The sequence below is a fragment of the Pseudoalteromonas caenipelagi genome (genome assembly GCF_013140855.1).
In the GTDB taxonomy this organism is placed as follows: Bacteria; Pseudomonadota; Gammaproteobacteria; order Enterobacterales; family Alteromonadaceae; genus Pseudoalteromonas; species Pseudoalteromonas caenipelagi.
The window spans coordinates 168,991-187,498 of record NZ_JABBPG010000008.1 but is presented as its reverse complement, the minus strand read 5'-3'; the positions used below and the strand labels follow the sequence as shown (position 1 = coordinate 187,498).

Below are 18,508 nucleotides of genomic sequence, written 5' to 3'. Positions count from 1 at the left end.
GTCTAAATTTATTCACATACACATTTTTGTAATGCACTGTTTTTTATGCAAGATATAGAAACTCTCAAGGAACGATCTCAGCAACCAGCCAAAGTGCTTTGTGTTGACGATGAAGTGAGTGTATTACGCTCTCTATCCCGCCTTCTAAATCATAACAAAATGGAAGTAGTGACATTTACATGCGCCGAAGAAGCACTTAACGAACTAACAAACAATGCGTTTGAAGTTGTCATTAGCGATATGCGGATGCCAAAAATGGATGGCATTGAATTTCTTAGTAAAGTTAAAGAGTTAAACCCAGACACTCAACGTATTTTACTCACAGGGTATGCCGACATTGACAACACCATCGGTGCCATCAATCAGGCCAAGATCCACGCCTACTTAAATAAGCCCTGGGAAAATGACCATCTAGTACATGTGATAGCTCAAGCGGCAGAAAAGTATCGGCTCAAGAAACATAACGAGCAATTACAAGCGCATATCATTGAACAAAATAAACAATTACACGATCTCAACCATTCACTAGAGCAGCTCGTTGAAAAACGGACCAAACAAATTCGCCAAGTACTAAAGCAGCTTGAAGTTTCCCATAAGCATGAACAAAGTGAGCATAAGGCAACGGTTGAGCTACTTTACAACTTTATCAACGCCAACCCATATATTGACGGCAAACTAGCAAGTAACATAGGTAGGACATGTCGATTAGTGGCTAAGCAGTTACAGCTACCTAATACCATTGTGCAGACCGCTGGCATGGCGGGCTTTTTAGCGCAAGTAGGCTTGCTTGCAATGGACCCTGCGCTTTATAAAGTGCCTACAAATCAACTGACAGATCAGCAAAAAAAGTTATTCTACACGCACCCAGCAACTGCACAGCTTATGCTCATGCCTGCGCAACACCTGAACGATGTCACCGAAGCAATTTACCACCAGTTTGAAAAATATAATGGTGAAGGCATACCTAAAGGACTTAAAAAGGACCAAATACCGATTTGTGCGCAAATATTAACAGTTGCCCGAGACTATTGGCAGTATTTCACCAACAATCAAAAGAGTGAAGAAGAAAGGCAACTTGATGCGCTATCACACATCAAAGCTTTTAGTGAACACCTGTACCACCCTAAAGTTGTTAATGCCCTCGAGAAATGCGCAAGTCAGTTACATAAGAAACAAGATAAAGCGGGTTCAATGCAAATTATCACCAGCGAACAACTCCAACCTGGCATGACCTTAGGTTTGGCAGTGCACAATCATCAAGGCATTATGCTCCTGCCTAAAGGCCATGTATTTACTGCCACATCGATAGCTAAACTCAAACAACTAGAGCAACAAAAACCGACTCCATTTAGACTGATGGTGAACCATGCTGTAAATGGTGCTTAGCCGTTAAGTTAAAATCTTCTAACAGTACATAAATTGCGGGTAATACAAACACGATTAATAAGGTAGACAACGCCATCCCAAATACCATACTCACCACGAGTGGCTGTACCACTTGCGCTTGCAAACTGGTTTCTAGCAGTAAAGGTAAAGTACCCGCAATGGTGGTTGCCGACGTGATAAAAATGGCCCTAAATCGAGCTTTTGCGGCCAAAACAGCGGCTTGCTCTAAGCCGATACCATCACTTTGATGATCCTTAATGAATGCCACTAGCAAAATAGAATCGTTTACTACGATACCCGCAAGCGAGATAAACCCTATCATGCTGGGCATCGACAGATCATAACCCAACAAAAAATGCCCCCAAACGACCCCAATTAGGGCAAGTGGTATCGCCAGCATCACCATCACAGGTTCAAAGTAGCTACGAAATTGAAAGCTCAAAATAATAAACACACCAATAAGCCCTAACACAAACTTACCTGCCATTGACTTACCTGTTTGTGAACCGGTTTTTATTTCGCCTTCATAACTTACGCTTAAACTTTGCTCAGCTTCGAGTAATGGCGCTATGCTGCGCTTTTGCAGTTGTGCCATCACTTCATTGGTATTAGTCAGCAATGAATCAACATCTGCTGTAATGGTCACCGTGCGCTGCCCATCAACTCGATTTATCCGCGTCACATCTTGTTCTAATGTGAGTTGAGCTATACTCGCCAGCGGCACTTGAGTCCCTGAGTTTAACGTGATTGGGAAGTTAAGTAGGCTTTTTATACTGCTCTTATCTTTTTCTTGCAGGCGTACATACAACTCTATACTACTATTGTCACGCTGTACTTCATCTGCGACTTGCCCAAATAAGGCGCTGCGAAGCTGATTTGCTACTGATTGGCCATCAATACCTTGTGCCAAACTACCGGGCTGCAACTTAATTTGCCAACGCAGTTTTCCATGACGCAAATCATCCATAACGTTAGATACTCCAGCATAGTTCGCCAGATCACGCTTTAATTTGGCTGAAGAACGCATTAAGGTGTCTAACTGCTCACCATGTAGACGAATTTCAATTGCTCGACCTGCCGGACCAAGTACTGGCTCTTTAAACGAAATCGCTTGAACCCCAGCGATTGCTCCCGCTTCGTTGCGCCAGATCTTAATTAGCTCGGCTAAACGCGTATTGCGCTGTTGCGCCGTTAACAAGTCTACTCTGACGGTCGCCAAATGCTCCCCTTGTTCAAATGCATCTGAATTACGGTTGTATTGCACAGTAATATGTTCAACTAACTCGCGACCTTCTCCTTCTTGTTCAGACAGGCGCGTATTTACCCGCCCTAGGGCATCAACATATTTGTCAACTACACGCATCGTTTGCTCAAGTGGCGTACTTGGTGGCATGAGTAAGCGCATCTCTAAAGTATCACCTTCTAACTGCGGAAACGCTTTAAACTTAACAATACCACCCGCAATTAAAGAGATAGACACTAAAAACAGCATCACAGTAGCGCCGATAAACTGATAACGATTCTGTACACACCAGTGTACTGCATTCACAAGGGTTGTCTGTCTAAAATGTTCAAATGAAGTAGTAAAACGCGTTTTTACTTTCCAAATAAAAGCCAATAAACGATGCGGTGCTTTTTGGCTATTACCTTTGCCCTTGTGTAAAGAATGGATGAGGTGATTTGGCAAAATAAAAAATGCTTCGATCACACTAACAAATATCGTCGCAATCAACACCAAAGGGATATCTTTTAGAACTTTCCCTATATCACCACTGATAAACGCCAGACCAATAAACACTACGATGGTTGTTAAAAAAGATGAAAAAACCCCTGCGCCAACTTGTAATACGCCTTTGATTGCGTCGGCGTCTAAATCATCCCCTTGCTCTACTTTTGCCGCTATGCTCTCAGCAATCACAATGGCATCATCCATCAAGATGCCAATTGACATTAATAGCGCAACCATAGAAATCATATTGATGCTCACTCCCATCAGCATCATCAGCGCAAACGCACCTAAAAACGAGACAGGCAAGCCCATTGACACCCAAAAGGAGTAACGAAAAGAGAAGAACAAATACATCACCAACAGCACCAAAGCAAAACCTTGCCAACCGTTATTAAGCAACATGGCTAGCCTGTCTTCGATAATATGTGCGGTATTTTGCGTGAGCGTTAACGTCACGCCTTTTGGCACTTGCTGTTTTTGCTGTTCGACAAATTGGCTAACCACTTCAACCAAGGTAATGGCATCTTGGCTTTTAGTTTTTTTGATATCCAGCAAAGCAACACGCTTACCATCAAATAGCACTTGCTCCTCATCAAGTTCAAAACCCTCGGATAATTGCGCAACATCCCTAAGGTAAATTTGCTCGCCATTTTTTAAGCTTTTAATTACTAAAGACTGTAAGCTTTGAGCTGTCACTTTTTGCTGATCAAAGCTCACTAACATGGTTTTACCATCGTTACTCATTTCACCAGCAGGCAACTTTACATTTTGCCGCTGTAATAACGCCACTACATCCGTTGCTGAAAGGCCATATTCTCGCAGTTTAAACAGCGATAAATCTATCTTGATTTGCTGATCTGAAAAGCCCTGAATATCAACTATATCAACGCCCGGCTGACGCTTGAGTTTGTCTTTTAACTGCTGCGCATATAACTTCAACTGATAAACCGGTAAATCAGCAGATATTGCTAATGAAATCAGGTGTTGATCGCGCCCCAGCTCTCGCACAATAGGCGACTCAATTTGCTTTGGGAAATTATCGATGGCATCAATTTGGGTTTTTACGTCACTCAGTAACATCGCAACATTAACACCATGCTGCGCTTCCACCGTAAGATTGGCTATCCCCTCTCTTGATTCACAACTAAGTGTTTTTATGCCATCTAAGCCGTCCACCGCCTCTTCCATCACAATACATAAAGCTTGCTCAACCTCAGTAGAACTAGCTCCCGGATAGATAACACTTACTAATACCTTGTCGCTACTAAACTCAGGAAACGTTTCACGTTTTAACTGCGGCAATGAGCTTAAACCGGCAATACAAATGATCAGCATCAATAAGTTTGCAGCGGTAGGATGACGAGCAAAAAACGCAATCATGGTAACACCTCAGCAACGTTCACTTGCATACCATCTAACGTTGGTAGCAACTGCGTCAACAACACCTTATCGCCCAAACGAACTGTATCTGGTAGCTGGTTATCGAGCGCCGCAAACTGGGTAGTTTCAAAAAGCACTTTTACAGACTTTTTAACCAGTTTTTTATCTTCTACAACAAACACATAATTGTTATGTACTGCCGATAAAGGCACACTCAAATACGACTCGACGGGGCTTGACATCTGTACTTCAAGAAACATGTTATCAAGCAGCGGTGGGCGGTTGATAGGATCGAAATTAAGCCATTGATTATCTGTTTCCAAGATAACTTGCAAACTATTGCTATGCTCGGTGCTTTGTATTATCCGTGTTACTTTTGCTGGCCACTGTAAAGACGCCTCAGAAGCGTTACCACTTGAATAGTAGTTTAAGGTTGCTTGCAGCGGTAAGGTAGCAACATTAGGAAAATCCCGCGTTTGGCTGCCTTTATTTTGCTCAAGCCACACCTGGCTCAACATTTTGCGTGCCTGCGACATGTTAAACTGTGCATTTACCTTCATCACTCCTAAGTGGCGCGCCTCTAACAAGGTATCTCGTGCGTTCACAACTTGCTGCAGTTCAACATTAACCTGTGTAATTTTACTATCTTTAGGCAAGGTGAATACGGTTTTTTCCAGTAAATTTTGCGCTTCTTGCATACGTGCGCGGTGTGCCGACACACTTGCTTTGGCAAGTGCTAAATCGGACGGGATCAAATTTAAATTAGTTTGTAATTCAAGCACTTTTTGCTGCTGTGAAAACAACTGACTTTGCTGTTGTTCAACCGCAGATTGAGATACCGAGCCACGCTTTAACAGCCCTGTAAGTCTTGTCAGCTCTTGGCGTAAAATGGCCAAACGTTCAGATTCTAATGTCAAAGACTGGCTAAGCTTTTGCTTATTGAACGCTATCATATCAAGGCGTTCTTGGGCGGCGTTTAAATCATACTTTGCTTGCGCAAGCTTTAACTCATAATCGACTGGGTCAATTTTTAACAACACCGTTCCCGCGCCCAATATCGCGCCTACTTCTAAGTCTGGGTGTTTATAAATCACACGTCCTGATACTTGCGAGACAGCGTGCCAAATTTGCTTAGCCTGTGCACGTCCATAGCCCGTAATACTATGCTGCAACTTGCGCTGAGCGACTTCAGAGACCACAACATTGGGAATATTGAGTGCATTACCAATTTGCTTTGGCGCTGATTTTAGTTTTACAAAAGTCATTAAAATTATCACGCCGAATAGTGGCAACAAAAGCAACCAATACTTTTGCTTTAATTTGAACAAAGCCATATCAGTGCCTCTCATCCATATTAAACAACCCTGATGTCATCAGCATCGTGTTATGCTGTATTAAAGATTCTAAAAAAGACTCGTCATATTCAATCCCTTCCATCTTTAACATAAGCTCTCTCATGTACCATGGGTAAATCATTAGCCCCATAAGTGAAATTCGAAACAACACCGGATCAACGCCTTCTTTGACCAAACCTTTGCTTGCAAAGTATGAATATACTGCGTCGATCACCTTCAGATGTGTGCTACCGATTTGCTCTAAGAAAAACTCTCTACATACGCCCTGGTTTAAAATCACTTCTTTTAACATCAATAAGGGAAATTCAGGCGAGCAGGCCATCACTTTGGTAAAACTGCGAAAAACATCGCTAATAGAAGTAAAGTCGTTACCCGTTAAGTGCGTTTTTATATTGCTCATCACCTGACCGGTCACCTCCAAAATCATGGCCTTGTATAATCCTTGTTTGTTACCAAAGTAATATTTGATCAATGCAGAATTAACCCCAGCGGCATCGCTAAGTTCTCGAATACTGACTTTATCGTAAGGCTTTTTGGTGAATTTGTGCCGAGCGGCTTGAATAAGCGCATCACGAGCTTGCTCGTTATGCTTAATTGGTCTGCCAAGTTTTTTAGTGGAAGGGCTAGCCATACTATCTGGTCGCTATTATTTAATCACTTGGTTAAATAATAGCGACTCAATCTTGATAAGCGAGGCAAATAATTAATCAAAAAGCAGGTTTTGATTAATCATTAAAATAGTTAACGTCTAAAGCGAACAACCAATTCGTACATATCACTGGCAACATCGGTCAATTGGGCACTCACTTGCTTAACGGTATCGGCACTGTCTAAGCTGTCACTCGCAAGACCGGCAATATTGACAATTTGCTGATTAATATCATCAGACACAGCCGCTTGTTCTTCTACCGAGGTTGCAATTTGCATCGACATATCATGAATTTGGCGCACTGCTTGCTGAATTTGCATAAGCATATCGGTACTTTGGGCTAATTGCTCAATACCCGATACCGACTCTTGTTCACCCTGTTGGGCAATAGTCACCGCATGTTGCGTGCTATCACTGAGTTCACTAATAATCGTATGTATTTCTTTGGTGGACTGCTGAGTACGCTGTGCTAAATGACGCACCTCATCTGCAACAACTGCAAAGCCTCTGCCTTGCTCACCCGCTCTTGCTGCCTCAATTGCCGCATTTAAAGCAAGTAAATTGGTTTGCTCTGCGATCTGCTCAATAATTTGCGCCGCATCTGCAATACGTGTGGTTTGTTTTGATACACCTAACACCGAATCGCGAATTTGTGACACCGTTTCACCCAGTGCTTCAATAGCATGCTTGGTTAATTCGGCAATACGCGTATTTTCATCCGCCATCAACAACGCGCTTTGTGCATGCTCTGCACTTACTTGTACATTGCCCGACACATCATTAATTGTGGTGCTCATTTCGTTCATAGCGGTAGCCACTTGCTCAGTTTCAAGCTGTTGTTTTTGCAACTGCTTGTAGCTATCACCCGCTCGTTCAAGTGCTTGGCGAGCACCTGATGTGACCTCTTTAGCTGAATGCTCAATACGCGTGATCACAGTATCTAAATGTGCTTGCTCACTTAGCATTCGAACATGAATGCTCGCCATTTTGCCATCCCAAGTTGAGTAGACTTGCTTCGCTACTTCATCGCAAAAGCTGTGCTCTAAGCTTTGCTCTAGCCGTTTTAGCTGCTCACTATCTCGCCAAAGGTTATAGCCACAAATACTCAGACTATTAAGCAGCACCCAAAAAAACGCAGCATTTTCAGCGCCACAGAGCCACAATACAGCCCCCACAATGACCATCAATATTGGCCACAGCACCCTGAGTTTAGGCCATTTAAACTGCGTATTTTTGTTATTAATTAAGTTACTATACAGAGCCTGTGCTCTGGCAACAGTCTCTTGATCAGGGCAACGACGAACTGACTCATAACCAATCACCTTGCCGTTTTCCGTCACCGGCGTGACATAAGCATCTACCCAATAAAAGTCACCATTTTTACAGCGATTTTTAACTATCCCCATCCAAGGCTGACCTGATTTTAGCTGTGCCCACATGGTTGCAAAGGCTTCGGGTGGCATATCTGGGTGACGCACAATATTATGTGGCTGACCAATAAGTTCTTCTCGAGAGAAGCCACTTATGGCAACAAAGTGATCGTTGCAATCAACAATTCTTCCTTGTAGATCGGTTATCGATACCAATTTTACATCTTTAGCAAACTGCTTTTGACGCTGTGTTATGGGTTGATTGAGTCGCATACACCCTCTTTAAGTACTTTAAATTTATGCTATTCCAGCACGACTTTATAAAATGGGGGCCAAAGGTACTGTGACACCCATTGGCTTGCAAATAGAATCGGTTGAAAATCGCATAAAGTGGAAAAAATCTGCGAGCGCACCCGCAATTGTCCGTTATTTGCACAGCCCGCATGTGGTTTTATAAATTTATTCATTAAAGAGGAGTATAGCGAGCAATAAATATAGATCGAGTTAATAGTTACGAACGTACTGATAATCTTGTAAAATTAACCGAATTGGTGCAATACGAATCGCGACCTAGCAAGGTAGTGAGTCGTTTGAGTACAACTTTATGTTCAAAGGAGCCGTGTGTGTCACGTTTTTCAGCAATTACCGATAACCCTCATGATGGGCGTTTTAATCAAAAAACAGGTATTTTAGTTACTAACTTAGGCAGCCCTGATGCCCCCACACCAAAGGCTTTAAGAACCTACTTAGCAGAGTTTTTATCAGATCCAAGAATTGTTGAGATCCCAAGATTAATCTGGTTGATGATTTTGCACGGCATTATTTTGCGCGTCAGACCCAAAAAGTCAGCCAAAGCTTATCAAAGTATTTGGACCGAGCACGGTTCACCTTTGATACACATATCGCAGCAGCAAACAGATAAGCTCGGTGCTTTAATTAAACAACAAGGTTTTGATAATACCGAAGTGGTTATGGCGATGCGCTATGGCAATCCATCAATTGAAGCCGGCCTCGAAGCACTGCGTGATAAAGGCCTGACTCGTATAATTGTATTACCGCTGTATCCGCAGTATTCAAGCCCAACGACGGGCTCTACCTTTGATGCAGTTGCTAACGTTTTGAAAAAATGGCGTTGGGTACCTGAACTTCACTTTATAAATGGTTATCACAAAAATCCACTGTATATAGAATCTCTTGCAAACTCGATTGCCGAAGACCTACAAGCCAATGGTACGCCACAAAAGCTGGTTTTTTCATACCACGGTATGCCTAAGCAGTTTTTAGATCACGGCGACCCTTATCATTGCTTGTGCCAGCAAACAACTCGCCTAGTAGTTGAAAAGCTCGGTATTGATAAGTCTTTGGTTGAGACTACTTTTCAGAGTCGCTTTGGTAAGGCTGAATGGTTAAAACCATACACCGACGCGACGCTTTCAAGCTATCCTGAGCAAGGCATTAAAGATGTGGCAATTGTTAGCCCTGCTTTTAGCGCAGACTGTTTAGAGACCTTAGAAGAACTTGAAGAAGAAAACCGCGAGATTTTTGAACACGCTGGTGGCGAGAAATATCGCTATATCGCAGCACTGAACGACAGAGATGACCATATTGACGCGTTATACGACGTGATAAAACCTTTGCTGTAATCATGCTAAAAAGGCACGGTATGCACCACCAAGGTACTCACCGTGCCAACGTTTTTATTTTGCAACTTTAAACTTTTTCTCAAAATAACGTCTTGACCAACTGATTGAAACCGTACCTATTACTGAAGGGACTATCCAACTCAAAAATGCCGCCTGCTCGCCCAACAGATAGCTGAATATATGACGCCCACCAAATGCCGAAAATGCTGTGTACACACCAATACCAGAGCCTAGCATGGCAATTAAATGCTCAATAACCCAAGCTCTTGGCTGTACTTTCGCTTTATACACGTAACGGATGTAGCGACTCACTACCAGCAATGACAAAACCGCAAATACAATCAATAACGTTTGCGAATGTATGATACCCAAAGCCATGGAAATCAAAGCGGTGACCACCAGTATGCAGAACAACCCCAAGTGTAGTGGCGTGCGCAACAGTGCATTATTGGCTTTCGCTTTTAGGACTTGCTCACCATGATAAATCGACACCAACACGAGCAATGACAGCATTAGTAAAAACAACGAAAAGATACGAGTATTACTGATGTACTGCGCTTGTTCGGCCATATCTACAAACGTTTTAGGTTTAACGCTTACAGGGTCGACAAGGACCAAGATACATGCGATAACCCCTAAAATAGACGTACCATACATCGACCAGTTGTAATATTGCCCATACCGATTATGTGTTTTACTGCCTTTGCTTGCAAAAATTGGCACCCAGAACAGTACTAACGCAAAACTGCCTAAACAAATATGTAAGTAAACCGCAAACTTATGAATGTATTCCATTGCTTTGTCCTCAACTAAAGTTCATACAGCTAGGTTAATCAAAACGCTTACTCTCACACAGTCACGGATGTCACATCATCATCGTGACAAATGTCATGAACCGATATTTAGGACTAGCATGCTTCGCCCAAGCACATTAAGATAAAGCCAAAAAAGGCCAACGACGCGTGTTTAAGTATCCAATAAGTTCATTAATTACCGTCCTGTTAACTTGGGCAGCAGTGGCTATCCCAAGCATATTTGATGCTTCTAGAAATATGATTAGCCCAGCAGAATACCTACTACATGGCTGTGTTTTGGTACTGACGTTACTCGTCATTAATGAGTCCACTCGTTATGGTTATAAAACTCGCTATTACTTGCTGTTTTTACTCTTTACATCCATTGCCTATTTAATGTTCTTAGTGCCATTGAGCATTGTTTTGATCTACAGCGTGATGTACTGCTCAATTCTCGCATTTTATGCACCTATTCGATTTTGCTACGTTTACATTTTTGCCAGTCATGGGCTTTTTTTAATAGTCCACACTTTTTATTGGCAAACTGGTTGGCAGTGGGCCAGTGCCGGCATGTTTATGGCATTTCACCTGTTTGCTTTAGTGATGACGCAACGCATGATCAGTGAGCGTAACGCCAAAGAAGAATTAGCACTAACAAACGCTAAGCTCGAAGCAACCCAGCATCTATTAAGCAATGCTGCTGCACAAAGTGAGCGCCTGCGCATAGCTCGAGATTTACATGATGAAGTTGGACACTCACTAACATCTCTCATTATCAATTTAGATGTCACCAGAAGAACCTGTATGCCAACGCAGCTGACACAATTACAAGCATGTTATGAACAAGCCAAACAAGCGCTCGCCACAACACGTGCCATTGTGAGCGACAAACGTAATGACATCGGCTTTGATTTAGTCCAGAGCTTAACTCAGCTGAGCAAACAGACCCCTAGAGTCAAAGTGCATTTAAAGATCAGCCCAAAGGTTAAGCATGTGCAACTTAGCACCGCACAATGTCTATTAAAATGTGTTCAAGAAGCCATTACCAATACACTCAAACACGCCCCGACTGCAACTGATATGGATATCACTTTGCAAGAACAAAACGGTAACCTTGAGTTATTTATCAAAGATAATGGTTTATTAAAGGGGGAGGTTGTGCTTGGAAATGGGCTCACTGGCATGCAAGAGCGAGTCGCACAGATTAAAGGCCAACTTGATATCGACACCTCTAAACAAGGACTAAGCCTAACCATACGAGTACCTTATGAATAAAATAAAAATACACTTAGTAGATGACCAACCTCTGATAAGACAAGGTATGCGGTCGCTTTTACAACTCACCAACACCATTGATGTAACGGGTGAATCAAGCAGCGGCAATGCTTTTTTAGAGCAATTAACTGATAACACGATTAACGCCGATGTTGTTTTACTCGATATGCGCATGAACGATGGCAGCGGTTTAGATGTGCTCAACGCCTCTATCGCGCAACAAAGCGCACTTAAGTTTTTAATTTTAACTACTTTTAACGAAAATGACTTTTTGCTAGGCGGCATGGAAGCAGGCGCCAGCGGCTTTTTACTCAAAGATGTATCGCTAGAAGAGCTAGTGGATGCAATTGAGCGCGTTCATGCTGGTGAAATTGTGCTGCAAAACGAACTCACACAGCAACTTTTAAAAGCTAAGCGCCAGCCGCAGCAGCAACTTAACGAACCACTCACAGAAAAAGAGCAACAAATCTTAGCATTGATGGTATCGGGCTTGTCGAATAAAGAAATCGCCGCACAGATATTTAAAGCCGAAGGCACCGTGCGCAACCATGTATCTAATATTTTAGCCAAACTGCAAGTACGTGATAGAACCCAAGCGATACTAAAAACGCTGGAATTGGGATTGTTGAGTTAAGGCAACCTAGGCGTGGGTACAGCCTCGCAACAGCTCGCTGTTTTGACTTGACCAACGCTCATCAGCTGTAAGGTAGCTGCTGTGCTGTAGAGGAAAACTTATAACGAAGTGGTCAAAAAATAGCGGGCACAAAAATTATCATTTGAAGTTCATTGAAAGCTGAAAAATAGAAACAAAAACTTCATCTAAAAGTGACTACTCTAAGTGACGGTCCGCTTTGCTCTATTACACTTTATAGCTTACCTACGCCATTTATCGCAAGTCTTCACAAAACCGCTTTTGTTGGGCACTAAATCAGTTTTACCACCATATATTTTGCCATTTCTTTGGCATCTTCTTTCTACGTACCATCCCACGCTATTGCAATATTAATCGGGCTAGATCCTGTTTCATCCGAAACAGCTATTGCCTCTCATTATTATTTTTTGCACAAGCCCAAAATATGGAAAATCATAACAATATTGCAACTTTAGCGACATCAATGCTAATTGTTGCTTCTTGCTCTGATACTGTATCTCCAAAAAGCCCACAATCGTCTTGAATGGTTAAAGTTGAATGCTCAAAGTCAACATAAAAATTAAAGAGGTTTGAGAACAATTCTGCGTATACTTTAGAGGTTCGATTTTCCAATAAAATCCTCAATTCATGAACGTATTCAGGTTCTTGCAAAATAAAATAATTCAGTAGTTCCATCTTCCCCACCAGAGTAGCTTTTTACACACGATTCAACTCAAACAGTAACTCGCCATCGCTTTGCAGCCCTTTGCACTGTCAAGCTGCTTTAAATAAAGCTGTTCAGCGCGTGTATCGGGGTCAGCCCCTAGATGAACGCTGGTTAGCCATTTTTGCCAGGCCAAAATAACCATTTGATTTATAAATACTTTACTAAAGACCATTCCTTCATAACTTGGTTCAACAAACAACACCCAAATAGAACAAGTTTGTTTGCAATACCAAACCCTAAATTTCACCGTCAATTTTAACAACCTAACCTTTCCCTGTTTGTTCAATTTCAGGGATGTAGTGCTCCTAGGTAATCGCAGTGCTGGTCAGCATATTTTCCTTCACGGCCATGCGAATTCATTGCATTTGTGTAATATCTTGGCGCGCTGCAACTCGGCATATCATGTTCTGTTATCCTTTGCTGCTATTTGAGTACGATGTTGTTACACAACATGTAATCACTCAAAAGTCAGCTCAACCACTTCTTTTTTTGATGCTATTTGAATACTCATCAGTAGCTCGCTACCGTTGTTATCGGTTAAAAAATCAATATTGCTTGGTACATCGCCTAGCACGTTATATTCATTGCTATCGAGTGTATATGACCACAGTTGTAAGTTGTCATTCACACCAAAAATGGTTTCTCCACGGATAACAAAGCGCTTTTCGCTCCCCTGGCCGTTAAGTGCGCTTATCAGCTTATCTTCAGCAGGCCCGGGTTGCCAAAATCGCCCTAACAAATCGGTGTAAATCAGTGCTCCGCTTGCCGACTCTTGCGCCCATACAGCTGACTTGTCGTAAACAACACTGTTACTAGGTGTCACTAAACTTAATTCAGCCAACCTATACGCGCCGTTAGACCATATTAAAGACAAAGCGGTTTGTTGCTCACTGTCCCACTGAAAAAGCTTATCAACTGAGTGCGGCAGCGCAAATTTACGTTCTGTACCATCTAAAAATAGCTGCACCAGCTCTTTATCGGCATTCACCAAAATACTTTGTCCATCTTTTGCCCACTCTATAGAGAATATATAGGTGTCAATCGGAAACTGACTGAGCTGCCACGCACTCTGTCCATCAGATATCCATACCTGCTGCTCACCTGAGCGCTTAGAGGTAAATGCAATATCATTCCCTTCAGGCTGAAATTTGGCGTTATCTTCGGAGACATTCGAGCGGTGCAGTACGCTATTTTTTACCGAATCTCTATCTAGATTCAACGTGGCATAATCGGCGACTGGCACAGAGATGATATCACTATCATAGTAGCCCTTTATTGCCAGCATTTTGCCCCTGTTAGGGTGTACTTTTGGTGAACCAATGGGCTGATCCAGTGGCAAACTAATACTCTCTATTTTTCCGTCTGTTGATATAGTAAAAAGCCGTTTACCCGTACTAAAAATCAGCTGTTCATCTAACGATGAAAAGTTGGGATAGATGTATCTGAATTTACCGATTTGATCTGGATAGTTTACGCGATTACTTGAGATCACTTCACCATTGGGCTTTAACATTTCAAGATAATACTCACCATCTTGATGGACACTCATCAACGCAATAAGCCCTTTTTTCACCGAAAAGTCGTAATCGGTTACACTGCCATTTTCTACCTCGTAAATAACGTCACTGCTATTTTTTGACACTGAATAGTTGATGATTTTCCAACTATCAGCAGTTTTTTGCATTAATGCAATGTTATCGTGTGATAGCCAGATTGGATTACGAATTTCTGATGATTTACACTCCATCAGCACGGTGGGAGATATTGGCCCTTTAAGCGCTTGATTAAAATCTAAACTCACCAACTTATAGCACTTTTTCTGAAGTACAGGTTCGTCACAGTCACCTTTTGAAATAAACGTTAGCTTTTTGCCATCGTGAGATAAACTATGGCTGCTATAAACACCCAAATCTTTGGTTAGCTGAAACTCTTGCTGGGTTTTAATATTTTTCGCCCAAATATTATTAATGCAAGCTTGCTCAGAAAAACGATGGAAAATAATAAACTCCCCATCATGAGAGTATATCCCTGCACTTTCTTTATTATCGGTTGCAGTCAACGCACGAATTTGCGAAACCGTTAAGGTGGGTGTTTGGCTCTCGGCCCAGTATTGATATCCCACAACTATCATGATCAATAAAAAAAGTCCGCTAAGGGCTGCTATAGAGCTGATTTTGGGAGTTTTTGCATTATGGTTTTGGGGGGAGGTTAGGTTATTTTCTGGGGAGCTATTTTTAACTGAGTTGACTGGCATGTTGCCCTCAGACCACTGCACGTCACACTCTAAGCTATAACCTTTTTTAGCATGCGTTTTTATATAAACTTGCTCTTTGCCATCATCGCCCAATACCTTTCTCAGCTGGGCAATACTACGCTGTAAAGTATTAGGAGAAACGATAGTGCCTTGCCAAACTACGTCTAAAAGCTCATCTTGGCTTACTACTCTACCTTGGTTTTCGGCCAAGTAAGTCAGTACGCTGAGTGCCTTAGGCGCAATGGTTTGCACTTGTTCACTTTTAGTTATCTGATTTCTCGATACATCAACAAAAAAGTCACCAACCCAATATTGCTGCACACTATTCTCTCTTTTCAAAAACGGTAAATTAATAAGCGTCCAAAGCTAGCTTATATTAAGTGAGCGTTACACACTATAAAAAACAAATAACACTTTGATAAAGTTCGTGATTTATCTACAAATCTTTAGGTCCTAGTTAACCATCACGTATTTGCGCTTTAAACCGCTAGATAGAGTACCTACACGCCTCGGTACTGAAGAAATTGGTTATAAACAGGTCATAAGTCTCAGAACATGCTCATCCGAGTAAGTCTATTAAACCTCCACGGTTACGTGCTCATGTTGTTTTAGCATTTCCAAACACTCTAAAATAGGTCTTGCGGGGCTATAAATATACCCTTGCATTAGATGACAACCAAAGTCAGAAAGCATTTGTTGTTGCTCTGGTTGCTCAACGCCTTCGGCTATTACCTTTATGCCTAACTGAGAGCTCAGATCTATCAAACACTTCACCATCACTTGCTTGTTGTGATCAACCCCCATACTATCAACAAACGATTTGTCTATTTTCACAAAGTCTACTTGGTTCTCAATCAGGTTACTCAATGACGAATAGCCAGTACAAAAATCATCAAGTGCTATTTGTACGCCTAATTCGCTAAGCGCTTCTAATACCTGCCAAGTGTATTTGTTCGCCGCCATCGACTCTGTCACCTCAATCGTAATTGCGTCGTACGGTAAGCCAAAGCGTTCTATTTCTGCTGGAATAAGCTCAACTTGGTTGTTACTTGTTTTAAATTCGTTGATTGAACGGTTTATTGAACAGCTAATATGTTTAAAGCCAGCTTGATGAAGCATTGCAAGATCGCGGCAACTGGTTTCTAGCACATACTGTCCAATTAAATGAATTAAGCCAAACTCTTCAGCAATAGGAATAAAATACGCGGGGGAAATAGCACCAAACTCATCATCAAACCAACGTATCAAAGCTTCAAACTTTGATATTTTACCCGTGCAAGTGCATACAACAGGTTGATAATGTACTTGTAGTCTACCAGCTCTTAATGCGGCTTTAAGTTTGTCTCTGAGTTTTATTTTTTTTAGGTAGGCATTTTGAATCGCTTCATCATGTAGCGCTACACGTGATCGTCCTTGCTTTTTGGCATTACTCAATGCATGAGCCGCATTTTTTACCAAAGTCGAGGCACTTAACTGTTCCGCAGCTTTAAGATATGCAACCCCAATACTCACACTCAGTTCAATCGTTAGCTCTCCAATATGATATGGCTCACAAAGCAGTTGCTTTAGCCTCTGTGCATGATCCATTGCTTCGGAGAGTGTATGATGCGCAACCAGTAAAGCAAATTCATCACCGCCATAACGGCTCGCCATATCCTTTCTTTTAAGCGTATTCAATAATCGGTCAGCGACAGCTATCAGCACTTTGTCGCCTATTTCTGGGCCAAAAATATCATTGACTTCTTTAAATCGGTCTAAGCCTAAAAAAAGCAGCGACGTATCATGAAGCCGATACGACTTAGTCAGTTGCTTTTCTATACTCAACATAAAACTACGGCGATTTAAAAGCCCAGTCAATGCCTCGTGATTAGCGTAAAAGGTAAGCTGTGCTTCGTTACGCTTCCAGTCAGTTATATCTCGAAAGATAGCCACATAGTTGGTTATTTTACCGTCACTCCCTTTGACCGCATTTAGTGTTAATTCTTCTGGAAATACTTGACCATTTTTCCTTCGATTATAAATCTCCCCTTTCCATATGCCGGTTTTCTCTAGCTGCAGCCACATTTTTTGATAAAACTGCTTAGTTTGTTTACCTGAAGACAAAATACCGGGGTCTTCACCATAAAGCTCTGCGGCGCTATAGCCCGTTTGCTGTTCAAATGCACGATTTACCATCATGATTTTATTGCGATGATCGGTGATCATAAATGCCTCTGACGCATTCTCAAACACCACATTCGTCAACTCGACTTGGCGACTCAACGTAGAGGTATAAGTGATATCTTGGACAGTAGCGCGCAGTATGCGCTCGTGCATGTGCTCGTCACTCAACTCAACCTCACCAACAATATGAAACAAGCCTTGCGTGGTAGTCATTTGCTTGTGGCAAACTAACATATCAAATTTATCAATTTTTTCTTGTTTGATAAGTTCCAGCTGCTCGGTAACTTTTTTACTATCGTCTGAACGAAGGTGCGACAAAAAGTATTGCAATGACACTTCGTTATTTTCGCAATTCAATAAGCTACTCATCTCTTGGCTAAACCAATGTACATTGGATGTGATATACCAAGTCCAAGAACTTAACTTTGCAATTCGCTCACCGTTTGCAAGTTGTTTAAGAATCAATTCTTTGGCTGACATTTCAAGGTTGTGACTTAGCTCAGTTGCAACAATACAGCCAATCTCAGAGAACCAAAGTTTATCCTGTTCGCTCAATATCATTGGCTCATTGAACATGCATACCAAAATACCAACGGGCTTGTGATCTGGTGCTCTTAAAGTTACACCTAAGTAGGCATTAATATCGAATGACCTTAAAAAGTCATCTTGAGGGTAAAGCACTTGTAAATTGCTTTCGTAGGCACAAACACTATCCAACTCTTTTGCATCAAAACAGGGGGTGTGAATTAAATCGTAAACAAAATTGCTTTTAATTTGATCCTCATGCAGATATTGCAGTGTTTTAACTTGCTTTGCGTCATTTATAAACTTGCCTATGATACAGTGGCTTGCTTTTAAACGGTGATAAAGCGTCTTGAGCGTATATTGATAACGCTCCTCACTACTTTGTAGGCTGTAAAAGCGGCTAACAGACAAATCCATAAGTTTGTGTACCTTCGAGTATTTTTGAGGCAAAAGACGACGCCGAATAATAATTAATTAAAGTACATACAACTTATACGTGGATCAACAAAGTTGCGAGTAACTGAAAAAAATTAATAACGATAACCACTTGTAACCTCTTTAGAATTACCCATTTCAAGCACAAAGGCTTTACGCTTTAAAATGAGCTTTCAGTTATCAAAAACACCT

The 18,508-nt window shown here is 41.7% G+C and carries 12 protein-coding genes; 4 read left to right on the top strand and 8 right to left on the bottom strand.

Annotation, left to right across the window (positions count from 1 at the left end; translation table 11 throughout):
- The first annotated feature begins 45 nt into the window (after nt 1-45).
- Entirely contained in the window at nt 46-1,386 is a 1,341-nt protein-coding gene (gene nosR / locus HG263_RS17330) for a response regulator c-di-GMP phosphodiesterase, NosR family (protein ID WP_171627355.1), read from the top strand.
- Here the strand turns inward: nosR and HG263_RS17325 are convergent.
- The 4 genes from HG263_RS17325 to HG263_RS17310 all read right to left on the bottom strand — a co-directional run bounded on the left by HG263_RS17325 (nt 1,349) and on the right by HG263_RS17310 (nt 8,142).
- Nucleotides 1,349-4,495, bottom strand: coding sequence for an efflux RND transporter permease subunit (locus HG263_RS17325; RefSeq protein WP_171627354.1), 3,147 nt, complete (start codon nt 4,493-4,495; stop codon nt 1,349-1,351). The genes nosR and HG263_RS17325 overlap by 38 nt on opposite strands.
- On the bottom strand, nt 4,492-5,829 hold the full coding sequence (locus HG263_RS17320) for an efflux RND transporter periplasmic adaptor subunit (RefSeq protein WP_171627353.1): 1,338 nt from the start codon (nt 5,827-5,829) through the stop codon (nt 4,492-4,494). The genes HG263_RS17325 and HG263_RS17320 overlap by 4 nt, the downstream gene beginning before the upstream one ends.
- 1 nt (nt 5,830) lies before the next feature.
- The gene (locus HG263_RS17315) at nt 5,831-6,481 is read right to left on the bottom strand and encodes a TetR/AcrR family transcriptional regulator (RefSeq protein WP_171627352.1); all 651 of its coding nucleotides are present in this window, start codon (nt 6,479-6,481) and stop codon (nt 5,831-5,833) included.
- Nucleotides 6,482-6,591: 110 nt separating this feature from the next.
- Nucleotides 6,592-8,142, bottom strand: a complete 1,551-nt coding sequence (locus HG263_RS17310) for a methyl-accepting chemotaxis protein (protein ID WP_171627351.1) — start codon at nt 8,140-8,142, stop codon at nt 6,592-6,594.
- A gap of 350 nt (nt 8,143-8,492) precedes the next feature.
- On the opposite strand from HG263_RS17310, the gene hemH reads away from it, so the two are divergent.
- Nucleotides 8,493-9,512, top strand: a complete 1,020-nt coding sequence (hemH, locus tag HG263_RS17305) for a ferrochelatase (protein WP_171627350.1) — start codon at nt 8,493-8,495, stop codon at nt 9,510-9,512.
- 54 nt (nt 9,513-9,566) lie between these two features.
- Here the strand turns inward: hemH and HG263_RS17300 are convergent, their stop codons facing one another.
- A complete protein-coding gene (locus HG263_RS17300) occupies nt 9,567-10,307 on the bottom strand; it encodes a hypothetical protein (protein ID WP_171627349.1) in 741 nt (246 codons plus the stop codon).
- Nucleotides 10,308-10,474: 167 nt separating this feature from the next.
- On the opposite strand from HG263_RS17300, the gene HG263_RS22715 reads away from it, so the two are divergent.
- Nucleotides 10,475-11,581: a histidine kinase gene (locus HG263_RS22715; protein ID WP_171627348.1), complete on the top strand. Its 1,107-nt coding sequence runs from the start codon at nt 10,475-10,477 to the stop codon at nt 11,579-11,581.
- Nucleotides 11,574-12,215, top strand: coding sequence for a response regulator (locus tag HG263_RS17290; RefSeq protein ID WP_171627347.1), 642 nt, complete (start codon nt 11,574-11,576; stop codon nt 12,213-12,215). The genes HG263_RS22715 and HG263_RS17290 overlap by 8 nt, the downstream gene beginning before the upstream one ends.
- 450 nt (nt 12,216-12,665) lie before the next feature.
- Here the strand turns inward: HG263_RS17290 and HG263_RS17285 are convergent, their stop codons facing one another.
- The 3 genes from HG263_RS17285 to HG263_RS17275 form a co-directional block, all read right to left on the bottom strand.
- Nucleotides 12,666-12,908, bottom strand: a complete 243-nt coding sequence (locus HG263_RS17285) for a hypothetical protein (protein ID WP_171627346.1) — start codon at nt 12,906-12,908, stop codon at nt 12,666-12,668.
- Nucleotides 12,909-13,396: 488 nt separating this feature from the next.
- Nucleotides 13,397-15,514 carry a winged helix-turn-helix domain-containing protein gene (locus HG263_RS17280; RefSeq protein ID WP_171627345.1) on the bottom strand — a complete coding sequence of 706 codons (2,118 nt, stop codon included), beginning with the start codon at nt 15,512-15,514 and terminating at the stop codon, nt 13,397-13,399.
- 255 nt (nt 15,515-15,769) lie between these two features.
- A complete protein-coding gene (locus HG263_RS17275; RefSeq protein ID WP_171627344.1) occupies nt 15,770-18,298 on the bottom strand; it encodes a putative bifunctional diguanylate cyclase/phosphodiesterase in 2,529 nt (842 codons plus the stop codon).
- Between the last annotated feature and the right edge of the window lie 210 nt (nt 18,299-18,508).